A 14452-nucleotide genomic window follows, 5' to 3' on the forward strand; every position below is an offset into this window, starting at 1 on the left:
CAGGCCGCTCAAGCCTCCTGCGCGCCCTGGCGGCCGACGGTCACGGGATCGTCGGCCCAGAATTCGTAGAAATTGAACCAGTCGTAGGGCGACTGCACGACCAGTGCCTCCAGCCACGCGGCGTAGGCGGTGGCCAGCGCCACGAGCGCCTGCTCGCGGCGCGCCCGGGGCAGGTTCACCTCGTGCGCGATCTCGGTGAAGCGCAGCAGATGGCCCTCGCGCTGCCGCACGCAGCCCATCGCATAGAGCGGGCAGCGCATCAGCGCGGCAAGCACATAGGGGCCAACGGGAAAGCGCGCCGGGTCGCCCATGAATGGCACCCGTACCGCGCGGCCACCGTGGGCCGGCGCGCGGTCGCCAGCAATGGCCACGAACTCGCCGGCCTGCACCTTGGCGGTCAATTCCAGCGCCGTGGCGGGCGAGATATCGTCCACCTGGTAAAGCTGCACGCCGGACCTGGGATCGATCCGCGACAGGATGCGGTTGAAACGCTCGGCATGATGCGTGTGGACCAGCACGGTCAGCCGCATGCCGTTGCGCTGGTTGGCCAGCACCCGGCACAGCTCCAGGCAGCCCATGTGCGCGGTCATGATGATGCCGCCCTGCCCGCGCGCGATCTGTTCGAGCAGCACCTCGTTGCCTTCGCGCCTGACGCTGCCGAATCGATACTGGCCGCCGATGGCCAGCAGCTTGTCCAGCAGCGTATCGGCAAACGAGAACAGGTGGCGCAGCGTATGCCGCCATGTGGGCCGGCCACCGATGGTGCCGGCGGTGCGCTCCACGCGCGTCAGGAAGTCGAGCGACGAGCGGCGTGCGAGCGGGTGGGTCAGCCAGTAGTAGCTGACCACCGGATAGACGACCAGGCGGAACAGCGTGCGGCCGAAGATCCGGTTCAGGAAATACAGGCACCAGACGCCCCAGACGCATGTCACCTCGCCAATCGTGCTCCAGTGGCGCGAGCGCGCCGCGGCGGCAGTGCTTGCCGGATTCGAGTGCGCCGCGCTCATGCCGCCACCTTGCGCCAGAGCAGGCGCGGCAGACGCCAGACCATGCCGAAGAACAGCCGCGTATGCATGCGCGAGATCAGCACGTTGTCCCGCAACGCCTGGAAATGCGACACGCCGTCGGCGGGATACGTGACGCGCGTGGGCACATTGACGATCCGCACGCCGCGCCACACCAGATGCACGAGCACCTCGGTATCGAACTCCATGCGGCGGCCCAGCCGTACCTCGCGCATCAGCCGCGTGACCGCGGCCAGCGGGTAGACGCGCAGGCCGCACATCGAATCGCGAATCTCGAAGGACAGGGTGTTGATCCACACCCAGACGTGCGTCAGATAGCGCGCGTACAACCGGTGCTTCGGCACCGACGCGTCGTAGACGGGATGCCCGCAGATCATCGCCTGGGGATCAGCTTCGGCCAGCGCGAGGAACTGGGGAATGCACGCGGCGTCATGCTGTCCATCGGCATCGATCTGCAGCGCGTGCGTGTAGCCGAGCTCCGCGGCCGCCTCGAAGCCCGCCATGATCGCGCCGCCCTTGCCCTGGTTCTGCGGCAGCCGCACCAGGCGGATGCGGGCGGGATGGGCGTCGGCAATCTCGCGCAGCACGCGCTCGCAGGCCGGGCCGCTGCCGTCATCGACCAGCAGGCACGGAATCGGATGCCGCAGGATGGCGTCGACCATCGCGCCGATCGCGCCTTCGTGGTCGTAGACGGGCACCAGCACCACGGGCCGGAAGCTGGCATCGGAGCAGGACTGCTGCGTGGGGCTCATGGCGCTTCGGGATGGAACATGATCCGGCCGCTGGCGTGCGGCCCGGCATCGGACGTCAGCCGGAACCCCAGCGCGCGCACGTCGGCCTGCCACATCAGCGCTAGCTGCACGGTACTGTTGGGGCGGATGACGGCCTGGAACTTGAGCACGTCGAGCCGCGCGAAGCGTTGACGCGGCGGCACGTCGAGCTTCTGCGGCGCAAGCGCCATGACCCAGTCTACCTGTGCAACGCCGGGCACGATCGGCGCCCCGGGAAAGTGTCCGTCGAACACGGCAAGGTCTTCGGCCACGTACAGCTCGGCGGTCGCCGATGTTGCGTCGTGGTCGAGCCAGCGCACCTCTGGCACCGTGCGGCGGAACACTTCGCGCAGCATCGCTTCAGTGGTCTTGCCTTGCGCGTTGCAAGGCAGCGCGGGCAGGAACGCCCAGCGGCGCGGCAGGGCCACCGGGTCGATGGCGCCGGCCAGATGCTTGCGCAGGACGGCGCTCACCGCGCCCCGGCCGTCGGCTTCGAGCTGCGCGTGGGCCGCTTCGTCCAGCACGACGGCGGCGGCCACACGCATGCCGACATCGAGTTCGACCATGACCACCCGCGCTTCGCGCACGCCCGGCGCGGCGGCCAGCGACTGCTCGATCTGGGTCAGCGAGATGCGCTTCTCCTCGATCTTGACGATGCGGTCGGCCCGGCCGGCCAGCACGAAGCTGTCGTCACCGGCAGGCAACGCGCGGTCCGCGCAGACATGCCAGCCGTCATCGGGCAGGTGCGGCGAGCGGACCGCCAGGTAGCCGTCCTGGAGCCGCCACGCAATGCCGGGCAGCGCGTTCCAGCGATCGGCGTGCACGGTGCGCTGGCGCCATGCGATGCCGCCCGTTTCCGAACTGCCGAACACTTCGATGGGCGAGTGGCCGATATGGCGCAGCACATCGGCGGCGGCTTCGGGCGGCAGCGGTCCGCCCGAAGAAAACACCGCGCGGACCGACCTGCGTACCGCGGCCCAGTCCAGCGCGGCCGGCATGCGCTTCAAATGGGCGGGGCTGCTGACGAACACGGCGGGACCGGCCTCGGCCTGGCATGCCGCAACCAGTTCTTCGTGGAACGCAAACCGGGCTGCACGCATGGGACGCCCCGCCGCCAGCGGCCACAGCACCGTGAACAGCAGGCCATAGATGTGCTGGTGGGAAACGGTGCAGAGTACGCGCGTATCGGGGGTGCAGTGCTGCCCGAACGCCTGCTGCAGCGTGTGGACTTCCGCGTCCAGCTGCGCGAGCCGCTTGTGGATCGCGCCCGGCACGCCGGTGGAACCGGACGTGAACAGCGTGACCCAGGTGTCGTGGGTGGCGAGCATCGGCCAATCGACGTCGGGGTCGGGGTCGGGGTCGAGGTCCGCGTCCTTGGCGGCGACAGGCACCCTGGCATCGGGCAATTCGCCAGCCCAGCCGTCGCTCTCCGAGCGCAGCGCCGCGAGCGTTTCGGGCCGCGTATCGCCCGGCAGCACCACGTGCTTGCCGGCGTACCAGGCGCCGAACAGCGCGGCGGCAAACTCGGCCACATCCTCGATATGGATCGCCCAGCGCGCGCCGGGCGCATCGGCCAGCATGCGGCGCCACGCTGCGGCACGCGCCACGAAGCGTTGGGCGCCGACACCGCTGGCGGCATCGCCTGCCACGCATCGCGCAACCGGCGCAGCGGCCAGCGCCGCCATGACCCCACCCAGGCCGGTCCACGCCGGCTTTCCCTCAACCATGACGTTTCTCCGCGCCGCGCGCCCTGACGCGCTGGCGCACGAGCCATTCGCCGGCGAACATCGCGCCGATCAGGCCATAAGCAATGGCGCCGTTGTAGAGCGCCCAGACTCGGTCATTGGCGGCAAAGGCCGTGATGGCCGCAATCGTGCCGTTACAGACGAAAAATACGCACCATGCCTGCGTGACGCGGCGCGTGTAGGCCACCCCGCTCGGCGGCAGGTCCGGCTCCCGCATCCGCGCCAGGCGCTCGACCAGCGTGGGCGGATAGCGCAGCGTCCAGCCGAATACCCCCAGCATCGCCACGTTGACCAGCACCGGGTACAGCTTCAGCGGCAGCGCGTGGCCGGACGCCATGACGACCACCGCAAGGGCGGCCGACAGCAGCGCCATCACGCGCCAGCCGGCCTGGCGACTCGTCCCCGCGCGCAGCAGCGCGAGCGCGACCAGCGCCAGCGCCATCACGCGCGGCGAGAAATGCTGCAGCCCGAGGTAGATCACCAGCGGATAGGACAGCGTGAGCAGTCCCAGCCCCCACTTGCGCCAGGCCATGCTCGGCGTCAGGCGGTGGCCGGGGAGTCGATCAGCAGCGCCAGCGCCTGCACCACGTCCTGCACGGTGCGCACGGACTTGAACTGCTCGGGCTTGAGCGGCTTGTTCAGCATTGGCTTGAGCTTCACCAGCAGGTCCACCGCGTCGATGCTGTCGATGTCGAGGTCGTCGTACAGACGCGCCTCCGGCGTGATGCGGGCCGGCTCGATCTCGAAGGTTTCCTCAAGAACCGCGGCCACGCGCGCGAAGATTTCGTCATGGGTCATGTCGGACTCCGTGTCTGGGCAGGATTACTGTGTCGATGGATCAGGCCGGCGCCTGCCCGCGCTGTTCGGCCACGAAGGCAGCCAGCGCGGCCACGCTGGCAAAGCGGGCGCGAACCGCTTCCTTGTCGCCATTCATGGTGATGCCATAGCGTTTCTGCAGCGCCAGGCCAAGCTCCAGCGCGTCGATGGAATCGAGGCCGAGACCTTCGATGAACAGCGGCGCCGCCGGGTCGATATCATCCGCGGTCACGTCCTCGAGGGAAAGCGACGAGATGATAAGTTCCTTGATTTCTTGCTCAAGCGCCTTCACGGCGGATCTCCCTGGAGAAAAATTCGGATAGCGATTGCGTCAGGTGACGCACAGCCAGCGCGTCGTCCAGCCCCGTCGGCACCCATTCGGATACCGCCACGTCGGGATGGACGTCGATGACGAACCGCGGCCGGCGCACCGGCACGTGGTACCACTTCTCGCCCTTGGTCAGCGTGGGCGGATGGCAGCGGATGACCACCGGCGTCAGCGCGAACCCGCCGCGCACGGCCACGTTCGCCGCCCCGCGCAGCAGTTGCAGCGCCTGCCCGGGACGCGTGCGCGTGCCTTCGGGAAAGATGATGAGGTTGTTGCCCGCGCGCAGCGAGGCGATGCAGTCGTCGACCATGGCCGCGCCGGCATCGTTGCGGACCCAGCCGGTGGCAAGCACCGGACCGCGCGTGAACGGGTTGCGCACGAGTGCGGACTTGACCACGCAATCCGGACGCGGTGTGAGCGACATCAGGAACACCACGTCGATCAGCGACGGATGGTTGGCAACGATCAGCAGGCCCTGCCGGCGCAAGCGCTCGGCATGGCGCACTTCATGGCGGATGACGCCCACCGTGTGCATCAGCCAGACAAACAGACGGAAGGCGTGATGGATCACGCCGCGGCAGGCACGCTGGCGTGTCTGCGTGGACCACGGCAGGATCGCCAGCACCGGAAACACCAGCACCCGCAGCAGCAGGCCGCCCACGCCGAAGCTGGAAAAGCAGAAGCCGGTGGCGCAGACCCGCCACATGCGGTCCAGGCGTTCAACCATGACGTTGCCACCTCCAGATCGCGCGCTCGCCACGATGCGGCAGTGCCGGTTCGCCTGCCAGCATGAACCGCAGCACATCGAGCCCATGGGGAAGCGCGTGGCGGACGGGATGGCTGTCGCCGGCGCTGCGCGGCTGCACGATGTCGAGCGTGAAAACAGGTTTGCCGGCCTGGGGACGGCCCATGCGCCAGGCCCAGCCATACAGGCAGCCCGGCTCGTCGGCGAATTCGGCATAGGCCTCGGGCAGCGGCGCGTCGTAGCAGACCAGCAGGACCTCGTCGGCGCCGTCGGCCAGCAGGGCGCAGGCCTCGACGACCGCGGTTTCCACCGTATCGCGCCCTGCGGCGACGGCCTGCAGGTTCGAGGCGTCGCCCCGGTCGATCGTGAACATGGCGCCGATCGCGTTGTGGACCGACAGCCCGAACGCGGTGGGCGACAACGGCTCGCCGGCAGCCAGCTCGCTGAGCATCTCGAACGCGCGCTGGGTATCGCCATGGCGCGATGCGAAGACAGCGGGACGGTGGGGCGCGCCCTCGCCGGGCTCGGCCACCACGTCGTAAGTGGGGTGCAGGGCTGCCTTGCCAATTGCATTGACGCGCCGGCGCAACATCGGGGCCATGGCCTGGAGTGCCGGCAGGGCTGCGCCCTCGGGCAGCCAGGGCGCCAACGCCCAGGCCTGCCAGGCTTCAGGCGTATGCAATGCCGGCGCTATCGCCGCCCATGCGCGAATTCCAAATTCCATTGCCATGCCAATCGCGTGGGTGAATGTGAACCCGGGCTCGCCTCAGGCGTTGGCCACGGCGAACGAGAATGGCGCGCGCAAGGCGACCATGTCCGCGCGACCCCGGGGACAGTTCCGCATTTTTCCCTGAAATTAGTGTCAAAGACCGATCAGATCGGCGACGTTGTATGTCTTTTGTGGCGCGCGGGCGTTCGTCGCCCTGGCCCGGCGCCGGCAGCCTCCGGACATGCCGGCGGGCGCCGCAACGGCTTTCATGGTGTCGGTTCCGGCACCCTCGCCTGCACCCCCTCCGACAGGGGGCAAGGCGGGCATCACGAACTTCTACCCCGCGTTTTTGTCAGGGCCGAATTCTCGCATAAAGGGTGTGGGCGAGGCTATGGCGCAACCGTAACGTTCCTGCGCAAATGTAACGGGGCGGAAGCAGCCCTCACAGACTGCTCCCGCCCCGTTCCGAGGATCGGAAATCTACGGTGTATCAGCGCTTGGCTGGCAGGATCTTTCCCTCCACCTGGCCAAAACCCACCCGATACCCCTCCCCCTGGCACCAGCCCGTCATGACGACCGAATCGCCGTCCTCCAGGAAGCCGCGCGTGGTGCCATCTGCCAGCGTCACCGGCTCGGCGCCGTTGCGGGTGGTTTCCAGCAGGCTGCCGAACGAATCGGGCGTGGTGCCGCTGATCGTGCCGGAGCCCATCAGGTCGCCCACGCGGACGTTGCAGCCGGACACGGTGTGGTGAGCCAGTTGCTGGGCCATCGTCCAGTACATCGCCTTGAAGTTGGTGCGGCAGACCGTGGTGGCGGCCGGGGCGCCAGCGGGTTGCAGCGCCACTTCCAGGGCGATGTCGTAGGCGTTGCGCGCGGGCTGGCGCAGGTAGTCGAGCGGCTCGGGCGATTGCTCGGGGTTGTCGCTGCGGAACGGTTCGAGCGCTTCCATCGTCACGATCCATGGCGAGATCGACGTCCCGAAGCCCTTGCTGTTGAACGGGCCCAGCGGCACGTATTCCCATTGCTGGATGTCGCGGGCGCTCCAGTCGTTCAGGATGACCATGCCGAACATATGCGACGGGGCGTCGGCCGTGCTGACCGGCTCGCCCAGCATCGACGGCTTGCCGACGATGAACGCCATTTCCAGCTCGTAGTCGAGCTTGCGGCACGGGCTGAACACGGGGCGCGGCTGGTCCGGCAGCTTGATCTGGCCGTTCGGGCGGCGCAGCGGCGTGCCGCTGACCACCACGGAACTGGCCCGGCCGTTGTAGCCGATGGGGATTTCCAGCCAGTTCGGCAGCAGCGCGTTGGCCGGGTCGCGGAACATACGGCCGACGTTGGTGGCGTGCTCGCGCGACGAATAGAAGTCGGTGTAGCCGGGAATGTCCACCGGCAGGTGCATCTTGGCCGATGCCATCGGCACCAGCGCCTTGTCGCGCAGCGCCGCGTTGCCGGCCAGCGTCTGGTCGTCGCTGGACAGCAAGGCCGTCAGCCGCGCGCGCGTTTCGGACCACACGGGCTTGCCCAGCGCGATGAAGCGGTTCAGGCTCGCTCCGGCAAACGTGCCGCGGGCGGCAGCCGGCAGCAGGCCGGCGTCGTCGAGCACGGACAGGTCGAGCACCTGGTCGCCGATGGCCACACCGGCGCGCGGCGTGCCGCCGGCGGCGGAAAAGATACCGTAGGGCAGGTTCTGGAGCGGGAAATGGGTCTTGCCGTCGTTGGCCGAGGCAACCCAGCTGGTCTTGGGGGCGGTCATTGTTGTGGCACTCCGGAAATCAGCGCACGTTCGGATTGAAATGCTTCTTCAGGCCCTGCCAGCACGTGTAGTAGTCGTGCTGCAGCAGCGCCGATTCGGCGGCGTAGCGGGTGGGGCGGATCACGCCCGGCGTCTCGAACATGAACGCCATGGTGTCCTGGATGTGGTGCGGTGTGCCCGTATCGGCCGCGCTGGCCCGCTCGAAGGTCTCGGCATCGGGGCCGTGGCCACTCATGCAGTTGTGCAGGCTGGCGCCGCCCGGGGCAAAGCCGTCTGCCTTGGCGTCGTAGACGCCGGCAATCAGGCCCATGAACTCGCTGGCGATATTGCGATGGAACCAGGGCGGGCGGAACGTATCCTGCGCGGCCAGCCAGCGCGGGCCGAAGATCACGAAGTCGATGGTGTCGACGCCCGGCGTGTCCGACGGCGCCTGCAGCACCAGAAAGATCGACGGGTCCGGATGGTCGAAGCTGATCGACCCGATCGTGTTGAAGTGCCGCAGGTCGTACTTGTACGGCGCGTAGTTGCCGTGCCACGCCACCACGTCCAGCGGCGAATGGTCGATCTCGGCCCGCCACAGGTTGCCCTGGAAGCGGGCGATCAGCTCGAAGCTGCCTTCGCGGTCCTCGTAGCTGGCCACGGGCGTCAGGAAGTCGCGCGGGTTGGCCAGGCCGTTCGAGCCGATCACGCCAAGGTCGGGCAGCTTGAACAGCGCGCCGTAGTTCTCGCAGATATAGCCGCGCGCCTGGCCGTCGGGCAGTTCCACGCGGAAACGCACGCCGCGCGGAATCACGACAATCTCCTGTGGCTCCACGGCCAGCCGGCCCATCTCGGTGGCGATCAGCAGGCGGCCCTGCTGCGGCACGATCAGCATCTCGCCGTCGGCGTTATAGAAGAACCGGTCCTGCATGGACTGGTTGGCCAGGTACAGGTGGATGCCGCAGCCGGTCTGCGCCTCCGGGCCGCCATTGCCGGCCATCGTGACGATGCCGTCGACGAAGTCGGTGGGCGCGGCCGGCATCGGCGGCGGATTCCAGCGCATCTGGTTGGGCGACGGCGGCACTTCGTCAAAACGGCTCAGCCAGTGGCCGTTGTCGATGCGCTCGAACGGCTTGTGCATGGCCGCCGGGCGCATCCGGTACAGCCACGACCGCCGGTTGTGGGCGCGCGGCGCGGTGAACGCCGTGCCGGAAATCTGCTCGGCATACAGGCCGTACGGCGCCCGCTGCGGGGAATTGCGGCCCACCGGCAGCGCGCCGGGCAACGCTTCCGTGGCGAATTCGTTGGCAAAGCCGGACATGTACTGGGCCACCTGCGTCTCGGCCGCGTGCAATTGTGTCTGCGTCATGAAGTCTTCCTCTCACACCTCCGCCGGCCCGCAGGCCAGCGTGCGTCTCATCGGCATGGCGTGGTCGCCAAGTCCGTAAATTACGAATAGTAAAACTGATTCACCAAATCGTAATCACATTGCCGCGCGATGTCAAACCACAATTACGATAGGCGAGCGGGGACGGGCCAGCCGGTGTGGCGGGCGGACAAGAAGGTGGAAACGGGAAAAAAGCGGAACGCAGCGGCGCGGGCGACGCTGGGACAACGCCCGCGAGGGGCGCCGGACAGGCAGGACATGGCACAGGCCGGACGGCCTGGCATGGATGGAAATGCACGACAGGGCAGATCGATCGACCTGCCCTGTCACGAATTCCTCGGGTCAGACGGGCTTGTGGCCCTCTCCCGGCGTGGATCCGGAACCGAATCCACCTGACGTGGGGCTCGATGCAGCCGGCGCTGCAGCCTGGGCGGGCTGGCCTGCCATCGACGCCGCCGTCACGCCGCCGTTGCGGCTGGCAATGAATGCGTTGACGTCGGCGGCAAGGTGTTGCGGCGCCAGCACGACTTCCAGCCCCAGCGCCTCGCAGGCCGCCAGGAAAGTGGACATGCGCGGGTCGGCCTGGCCCGATTCGGCACGAAGATATGCCTCGCGGGAAATCCCGGCCTTACGGGCGACGTCCTCCTGCTTGAGCTTGCGCGCTCGACGCAACGCCCGCAGTTGCCGGAACGGTTCGCTAGCGCCTCTTGGCACGGCTGTACTGTTCATGTCGGTCTCCAGTCACCAGTGAAAAAAAAGTGCGCGGACGTGCATTCGAGTATAGAGCACGTTAAGCGTTCCGTAAGGTCTGTTGTGGAACACTTTTACAGATTTCTTATGATGGCTTGATCCTGACGCCCGGACCCTCGTCCAAAAGACGGATACCGCACATCATCCCTCCTCCCGCCCCCACATAACGAGAATGCACGCTTTGCGTTGACGTCACATCAGTATCGTCCATGTGTGGCACAAGGCAAGTTGACAAACCGACCGGTCGTGCTATTCTCCAGCGCATGCAAAAGGGACAGCTCACGCGCACCGCGATCATCGAACAGGCCTTGCAGGCGGCGTCGCAGGTCGGCTTCGAGCAGTTGTCGCTGGCCTCGCTGGCCGCCGACACCAACATGTCGAAGAGCGGCCTGTATGCCCACTTCAAGTCGAAAGAGGCGCTGCAGGAAGCCGTGCTGGGCCGCGCGATGGAACGGTTCTCGGAAATCGTCGTGCAGCCGGCCATGCGCGTGGACCGCGGCGCCGGGCGGCTGGAGACCCTGTTCGACGGATATCTGACGTGGATTGCCGGCGCCGTGAGCGAAGGCGGTTGCGTGTTCATGGCGCTGTCCCAGGAGTACCGTAACCGGCCTGGCGTGATTCGCGACAAGCTGGTGCAGGCGTTCAAGGACTGGCACAGCACCATCGTGCGCGTCGTGAGCGACGCCATCGACGAAGGCGATCTGCGCGCCGACACCGACGCGCGTCAGTTTGCGTTCGAGATGGTCGGCGTGGGCATGTCGTACCACCAGGCTTCGCGGCTGATGGCGCGCAGCGACGCCGAAACGATGGCTCGTCGCGCGTTCGCGCGGCTGGTCAATGACTTCAGAGAGAATCGCGCCGAGGCGTCCGCCCGGCCATATTGAATCCAGTTCCCACGGCAAGGTTGCCGTGTTTTCTTGCCTGGAAAATAGCACGACCGGTCGGTCGTAAAGCATAAAAAAATTCACCCAAAAGGGTCTTGCCGCCGCTCAGGTGGGCAACGTTTCAGCCGGAGGTATTCGTCGTGCCGCAAGTGCTGTCATCCACATCCCGCCCCGCCCCGTCCTCGCCGCGTGGCACCCCCCCGAATCGTCGTGGCCTCGGCCAAACGCTGGAGGCCGCCGTCGCGGCCTGGCAACGGCTGCGCTGGCAGGCCGGCAGCCTGTTCTTTCCGACGGCGACCGCGCACGCGCTGGAACGCCTCTGGTTTAGCCCGCCGCAAGGGCGCATCAGCCCCGAAGGTCGCCGCCTGCTCGATTCGGCGCGCACCGAATGGGCCCTCGTGACCGGCCAGGGCGGCAGCCGCCGCGTGCGCGTGTATCGCTGGGGCAGCAAGGGCCCGGTGGTGCTGCTGGCGCATGGCTGGGGCGGCAACGCCGGGCAATGGCACGCGATGGCGACCGGGCTGCTGGCGGCCGGGATGCGCGTCGTGGCCTTCGACGCGCTGTCGCACGGCGCGTCCGATGCGGGCGCGCGTGGCCAGCAGCAGTCGTCGGTGCTGGAGATGGCGCGCTCGCTGCTGGCGGTGGCGTGGCATGTCGGGCCGGTCCACGCGGTGGTTGCCCACTCGCTGGGCGGCGCGGCGGCGGCGCAGGCCATCCGCGAGGGATTGCCGACCCGCGGCGTGGCGATGATCGGCTCGCCCGCCGACATGTACGACGCCTGCTCCACGCTCGCCTGGCGTCTCGGCGCCGCGCCGCGCGTGCTCGACCGCATGCGCGCGCTGAGCGAACAGTGGCTGGGCGCACCGTGGTCGACCTTCAACGTGCCCGACATCGGCCGTACGCGGCCCGTGCCGCCCGTGCTGGTCATCCACGACCGCGACGACAAGGAAGTGCGCTGGGAAGACGGCGCGGCCATCGCAGGCGCGTGGCCCGACGCGCGGCTCATCACGACCGAGGGCCTGGGCCATCGCCGCATCCTGCGCGATGCGGAAGTCGTGTCGCATGTCGCCCATTTCATCTGCGGACTGGCCGCCGCTCCGGCCGTGCCGCCCCTCCGCACGGCGCCGGCCCGCCAGACGTCCGCGCCGCACTGAACCCGCCACCTGGCCACCCCCTACCCTGCTCGCCCCGCCCTGCTTCCGGCCATGGCCGGAAGCGCTCGTGGGCGAACGAGATGTTTGGCGGTTAATTGCCAAACAGCCACCAATCGCCTTCCGTGTCATGAAAAAAGCCCGCTTTCGCGGGCTTTCTCGTCAGGGATGGTCCAGCAATCAGACGATCACGTCAGATCTTCAGGTACGGCGCGATACCCCATCGGAGTGGAGGCGTCCTGGACGTACTTCTTTGCGTGGGCTTCCCGCATCGGCTTGAGGACGAAGATCGCCATCAGTGCCGAGATGGCAGCCATGCCCGACGCCAGCATGAACACCGCGTACCAGTCGCCCGTGGCGGCCGTGATGACGCTTGAGAACGGTACCAGCAGCGCTGCCGTGCCCTTGGCCGTGTACAGCATGCCGGCGTTGGTGGCGGCGAACTTGGGACCGAACGTGTCGCCGCAGGTGGCCGGGAACAGGCTGTAGATCTCGCCCCAGGCGAAGAACACGATGCCGGTCAGCACCACGAACGCCACGGGGTTATGGCCGTAGCGGGCCAGCAGCAGGATGCCCACCGCTTCCACGGCAAACGCCAGGAACATCGTGTTTTCACGGCCGATGTTGTCGGATACCCATCCAAAGAACGGCCGGGTCAGCCCGTTCAGCACGCGGTCGATGGTCAGCGCGAAGGTCAGGGCCGGCAACGTCAGGCCCATGATCGACACTGGCGAGTCATGCAGGCCGAAGTCCTTGGCGATGGGGCCGAGCTGGGCCGTCGCCATCAGGCCACCGGCTGCCATCATCACGAACATCGCATACATGACCCAGAAGATCGGCGACGACAGCACCTGGCGCGGCGACGCGTTGTAGGTGGCGGCGGCCTTCAGCGTCGATTTCACTTCGCCGAGGATCTTGGTCGACGGCGGCAGCAGCAGCACCCCCAGCAGCATCACGATCAGGCCCTGGCCAAGGCCGAACGACAGGAACGTCGATTCGTAGCCGCTGGTCTTGATCATGTTGGCGATAGGCACCACGGTGGCCGCGGAACCGGCGCCAAACCCGGCGGCGGTCAGCCCGGCCGCCAGCCCGCGACGGTTGGGAAACCACTTCAGCGCATTGCCGACGCAGGTGCCATAGACCGCCCCGGCACCCACCCCGCCGATGGCGGCGGCCACGTACAGCATCGGCAGCGTGGAGGCCACCGAGTTCAACGCCCAGGCCACTGCGCAGAGCAGCCCCCCGCCCACTACCACCGGGCGCGGGCCGTACTTGTCGACGAGGTAGCCTTCGATCGGCACGAGCCAGGTCTCGGTCACCACGAAAATGGTGAACGCCACCTGGATGGCCGTGCGGCCCCAGTGGTATTTCTCGTCGATCGGGTTGACGAACAGTGTCCAGCCGTATTGCATGTTGGCGATCATCGCCATGCAGATCACGCCAAATACGAGCTGCATCCACGGCGATGCATACCACGACGCTTGCGCGCGTGCGCTTTGCTGACTTTCCATGGTGTCTCCTTCTAGGTGGGTGGTCCCACCGTTGTGGAATGGGCATCTGCATTGGATGCCATGGTGTCTACTGCCTGGTGTTTCTCGGGTAGGTCTTGTTGTGGTGAGTCTTCTTATGGTGAGTCTGTTGTGCTGTCTTGTTATGCGGCCGGCTGAGCCGTCCTAGTGCTATACAGTATGTGATATATCAACCAAGTCAAGCCGATTCGGCGTGATACCTGACTGCTCAAGAAGACATTCGAAAGTGCGCAGTGGCGAGATGGTCCGCACTGGTGCAGCGGTCGCATGAAAACTGCATCGCCAGGCCGGGCACTTCCCTTTCGGATCAACCACTTGGAAATGGATCGGGCATCAATGAAAAATGCTGCGGCGCATGTCACGGATAACCCGTGCTAGGGAAAGTCCGGAGTCCCGGAAACGCTGAAATCTCGCCATGGCGACGCGAAAGCGCGGGCCGTGCGGCGAGGCGCGAGACAGAGAAATCGTCAAGGAATGGGGAGGTTTGCCGGACTGCGTCGGGACCTGAGGTCCGCGGGCGCAGGGGCATGGAGAACTGCAGAGAAGACGGCCGCTGAGGACTGCTTGAACTCAACTACTGCGGGGGTTGCCGGCCGCTACAACACCCAGACTGCAACTACTTGAGACTGCTGACTGACTGAATGGCGATCAGGCGTGCAGGAAGCGCGGCTGGAGCACCATGTCCGAAGCCGAGCTGCCGATGCCGGTCGATTCTTCCGACGAGCCCAGTCCAGCGAAACGGCCGTGTTCCTGGGCGGTGGTCAGCAGACCCATCGGCAGGACGGTGGCGAGCACGTAAGTCACGGTGACACCCAGCGAAAGGACACCGAGGGCGAGGATGGTAAGCAGCGTGGCGTTCATGAAAACTCCTAAGTCGT

15 protein-coding genes are annotated in these 14452 nt (G+C 67.0%); 2 read left to right on the forward strand and 13 right to left on the reverse strand.

Annotated elements, in window-relative coordinates; all coding sequences use genetic code 11:
* Nucleotides 1-8: 8 nt before the first annotated feature.
* The 11 genes from EHF44_RS18675 to EHF44_RS18725 all read right to left on the reverse strand — a co-directional run bounded on the left by EHF44_RS18675 (nt 9) and on the right by EHF44_RS18725 (nt 9989).
* Nucleotides 9-1007, reverse strand: a complete 999-nt coding sequence (locus EHF44_RS18675) for an LpxL/LpxP family acyltransferase (protein ID WP_124685238.1) — start codon at nt 1005-1007, stop codon at nt 9-11.
* Complete coding sequence (locus tag EHF44_RS18680; RefSeq protein ID WP_124685239.1) at nt 1004-1777, reverse strand: glycosyltransferase family 2 protein; 774 nt, start codon at nt 1775-1777, stop codon at nt 1004-1006. The genes EHF44_RS18675 and EHF44_RS18680 overlap by 4 nt, the downstream gene beginning before the upstream one ends.
* Complete coding sequence (locus EHF44_RS18685; protein ID WP_253700243.1) at nt 1774-3522, reverse strand: AMP-binding protein; 1749 nt, start codon at nt 3520-3522, stop codon at nt 1774-1776. Before EHF44_RS18685 ends, EHF44_RS18680 begins: the two co-directional genes overlap by 4 nt.
* Nucleotides 3515-4072, reverse strand: a complete 558-nt coding sequence (locus EHF44_RS18690; protein ID WP_124685240.1) for a hypothetical protein — start codon at nt 4070-4072, stop codon at nt 3515-3517. The genes EHF44_RS18685 and EHF44_RS18690 overlap by 8 nt, the downstream gene beginning before the upstream one ends.
* Before the next feature lie 8 nt (nt 4073-4080).
* Complete coding sequence (locus EHF44_RS18695; RefSeq protein WP_124685241.1) at nt 4081-4338, reverse strand: acyl carrier protein; 258 nt, start codon at nt 4336-4338, stop codon at nt 4081-4083.
* A gap of 40 nt (nt 4339-4378) precedes the next feature.
* Nucleotides 4379-4648 carry a phosphopantetheine-binding protein gene (locus tag EHF44_RS18700; protein ID WP_124685242.1) on the reverse strand — a complete coding sequence of 90 codons (270 nt, stop codon included), beginning with the start codon at nt 4646-4648 and terminating at the stop codon, nt 4379-4381.
* Complete coding sequence (locus tag EHF44_RS18705; RefSeq protein WP_124685243.1) at nt 4635-5411, reverse strand: lysophospholipid acyltransferase family protein; 777 nt, start codon at nt 5409-5411, stop codon at nt 4635-4637. Before EHF44_RS18705 ends, EHF44_RS18700 begins: the two co-directional genes overlap by 14 nt.
* On the reverse strand, nt 5404-6159 hold the full coding sequence (locus EHF44_RS18710; RefSeq protein ID WP_124685244.1) for a beta-ketoacyl synthase chain length factor: 756 nt from the start codon (nt 6157-6159) through the stop codon (nt 5404-5406). The genes EHF44_RS18705 and EHF44_RS18710 overlap by 8 nt, the downstream gene beginning before the upstream one ends.
* A gap of 469 nt (nt 6160-6628) precedes the next feature.
* Nucleotides 6629-7894: a fumarylacetoacetase gene (gene fahA, locus EHF44_RS18715; RefSeq protein ID WP_124685245.1), complete on the reverse strand. Its 1266-nt coding sequence runs from the start codon at nt 7892-7894 to the stop codon at nt 6629-6631.
* Nucleotides 7895-7913: 19 nt separating this feature from the next.
* Nucleotides 7914-9242 (reverse strand): homogentisate 1,2-dioxygenase, encoded by a 1329-nt coding sequence (gene hmgA, locus EHF44_RS18720; protein ID WP_124685246.1) that lies wholly within the window; start codon nt 9240-9242, stop codon nt 7914-7916.
* A gap of 360 nt (nt 9243-9602) precedes the next feature.
* Nucleotides 9603-9989 (reverse strand): helix-turn-helix domain-containing protein, encoded by a 387-nt coding sequence (locus EHF44_RS18725; protein WP_124685247.1) that lies wholly within the window; start codon nt 9987-9989, stop codon nt 9603-9605.
* Between the two features lie 284 nt (nt 9990-10273).
* Here EHF44_RS18725 and EHF44_RS18730 point away from each other — a divergent pair, with 284 nt between their 5' ends.
* Nucleotides 10274-10894 (forward strand): TetR/AcrR family transcriptional regulator, encoded by a 621-nt coding sequence (locus EHF44_RS18730; RefSeq protein ID WP_124685248.1) that lies wholly within the window; start codon nt 10274-10276, stop codon nt 10892-10894.
* 140 nt (nt 10895-11034) lie between these two features.
* Nucleotides 11035-12048, forward strand: a complete 1014-nt coding sequence (locus EHF44_RS18735) for an alpha/beta fold hydrolase (protein ID WP_124685249.1) — start codon at nt 11035-11037, stop codon at nt 12046-12048.
* Between the two features lie 185 nt (nt 12049-12233).
* Here the strand turns inward: EHF44_RS18735 and oxlT are convergent, their stop codons facing one another.
* Both oxlT and EHF44_RS18745 read right to left on the reverse strand, forming a co-directional pair.
* Nucleotides 12234-13556, reverse strand: coding sequence for an oxalate/formate MFS antiporter (gene oxlT / locus EHF44_RS18740; RefSeq protein WP_124685250.1), 1323 nt, complete (start codon nt 13554-13556; stop codon nt 12234-12236).
* A gap of 666 nt (nt 13557-14222) precedes the next feature.
* Complete coding sequence (locus EHF44_RS18745; protein WP_124685251.1) at nt 14223-14435, reverse strand: hypothetical protein; 213 nt, start codon at nt 14433-14435, stop codon at nt 14223-14225.
* Nucleotides 14436-14452: the final 17 nt, after the last annotated feature.

The sequence above is a fragment of the Cupriavidus pauculus genome (genome assembly GCF_003854935.1).
Classification (GTDB): Bacteria; Pseudomonadota; Gammaproteobacteria; order Burkholderiales; family Burkholderiaceae; genus Cupriavidus; species Cupriavidus pauculus_C.

Excerpts from the sequence above, each read along its gene's own strand:
- EHF44_RS18675 (WP_124685238.1), bottom strand. The coding sequence starts at position 1,007 with ATGAGCGCGGCGCACTCGAATCCGGCAAGCACTGCCGCCGCGGCGCGC.
- EHF44_RS18680 (WP_124685239.1), bottom strand. The coding sequence starts at position 1,777 with ATGAGCCCCACGCAGCAGTCCTGCTCCGATGCCAGCTTCCGGCCCGTG.
- EHF44_RS18685 (WP_253700243.1), bottom strand. The coding sequence starts at position 3,522 with ATGGTTGAGGGAAAGCCGGCGTGGACCGGCCTGGGTGGGGTCATGGCG.
- EHF44_RS18690 (WP_124685240.1), bottom strand. The coding sequence starts at position 4,072 with ATGGCCTGGCGCAAGTGGGGGCTGGGACTGCTCACGCTGTCCTATCCG.
- EHF44_RS18695 (WP_124685241.1), bottom strand. The coding sequence starts at position 4,338 with ATGACCCATGACGAAATCTTCGCGCGCGTGGCCGCGGTTCTTGAGGAA.
- EHF44_RS18705 (WP_124685243.1), bottom strand. The coding sequence starts at position 5,411 with ATGGTTGAACGCCTGGACCGCATGTGGCGGGTCTGCGCCACCGGCTTC.
- EHF44_RS18710 (WP_124685244.1), bottom strand. The coding sequence starts at position 6,159 with ATGGCAATGGAATTTGGAATTCGCGCATGGGCGGCGATAGCGCCGGCA.
- fahA (WP_124685245.1), bottom strand. The coding sequence starts at position 7,894 with ATGACCGCCCCCAAGACCAGCTGGGTTGCCTCGGCCAACGACGGCAAG.
- hmgA (WP_124685246.1), bottom strand. The coding sequence starts at position 9,242 with ATGACGCAGACACAATTGCACGCGGCCGAGACGCAGGTGGCCCAGTAC.
- EHF44_RS18725 (WP_124685247.1), bottom strand. The coding sequence starts at position 9,989 with ATGAACAGTACAGCCGTGCCAAGAGGCGCTAGCGAACCGTTCCGGCAA.
- EHF44_RS18730 (WP_124685248.1), top strand. The coding sequence starts at position 10,274 with ATGCAAAAGGGACAGCTCACGCGCACCGCGATCATCGAACAGGCCTTG.
- oxlT (WP_124685250.1), bottom strand. The coding sequence starts at position 13,556 with ATGGAAAGTCAGCAAAGCGCACGCGCGCAAGCGTCGTGGTATGCATCG.
- EHF44_RS18745 (WP_124685251.1), bottom strand. The coding sequence starts at position 14,435 with ATGAACGCCACGCTGCTTACCATCCTCGCCCTCGGTGTCCTTTCGCTG.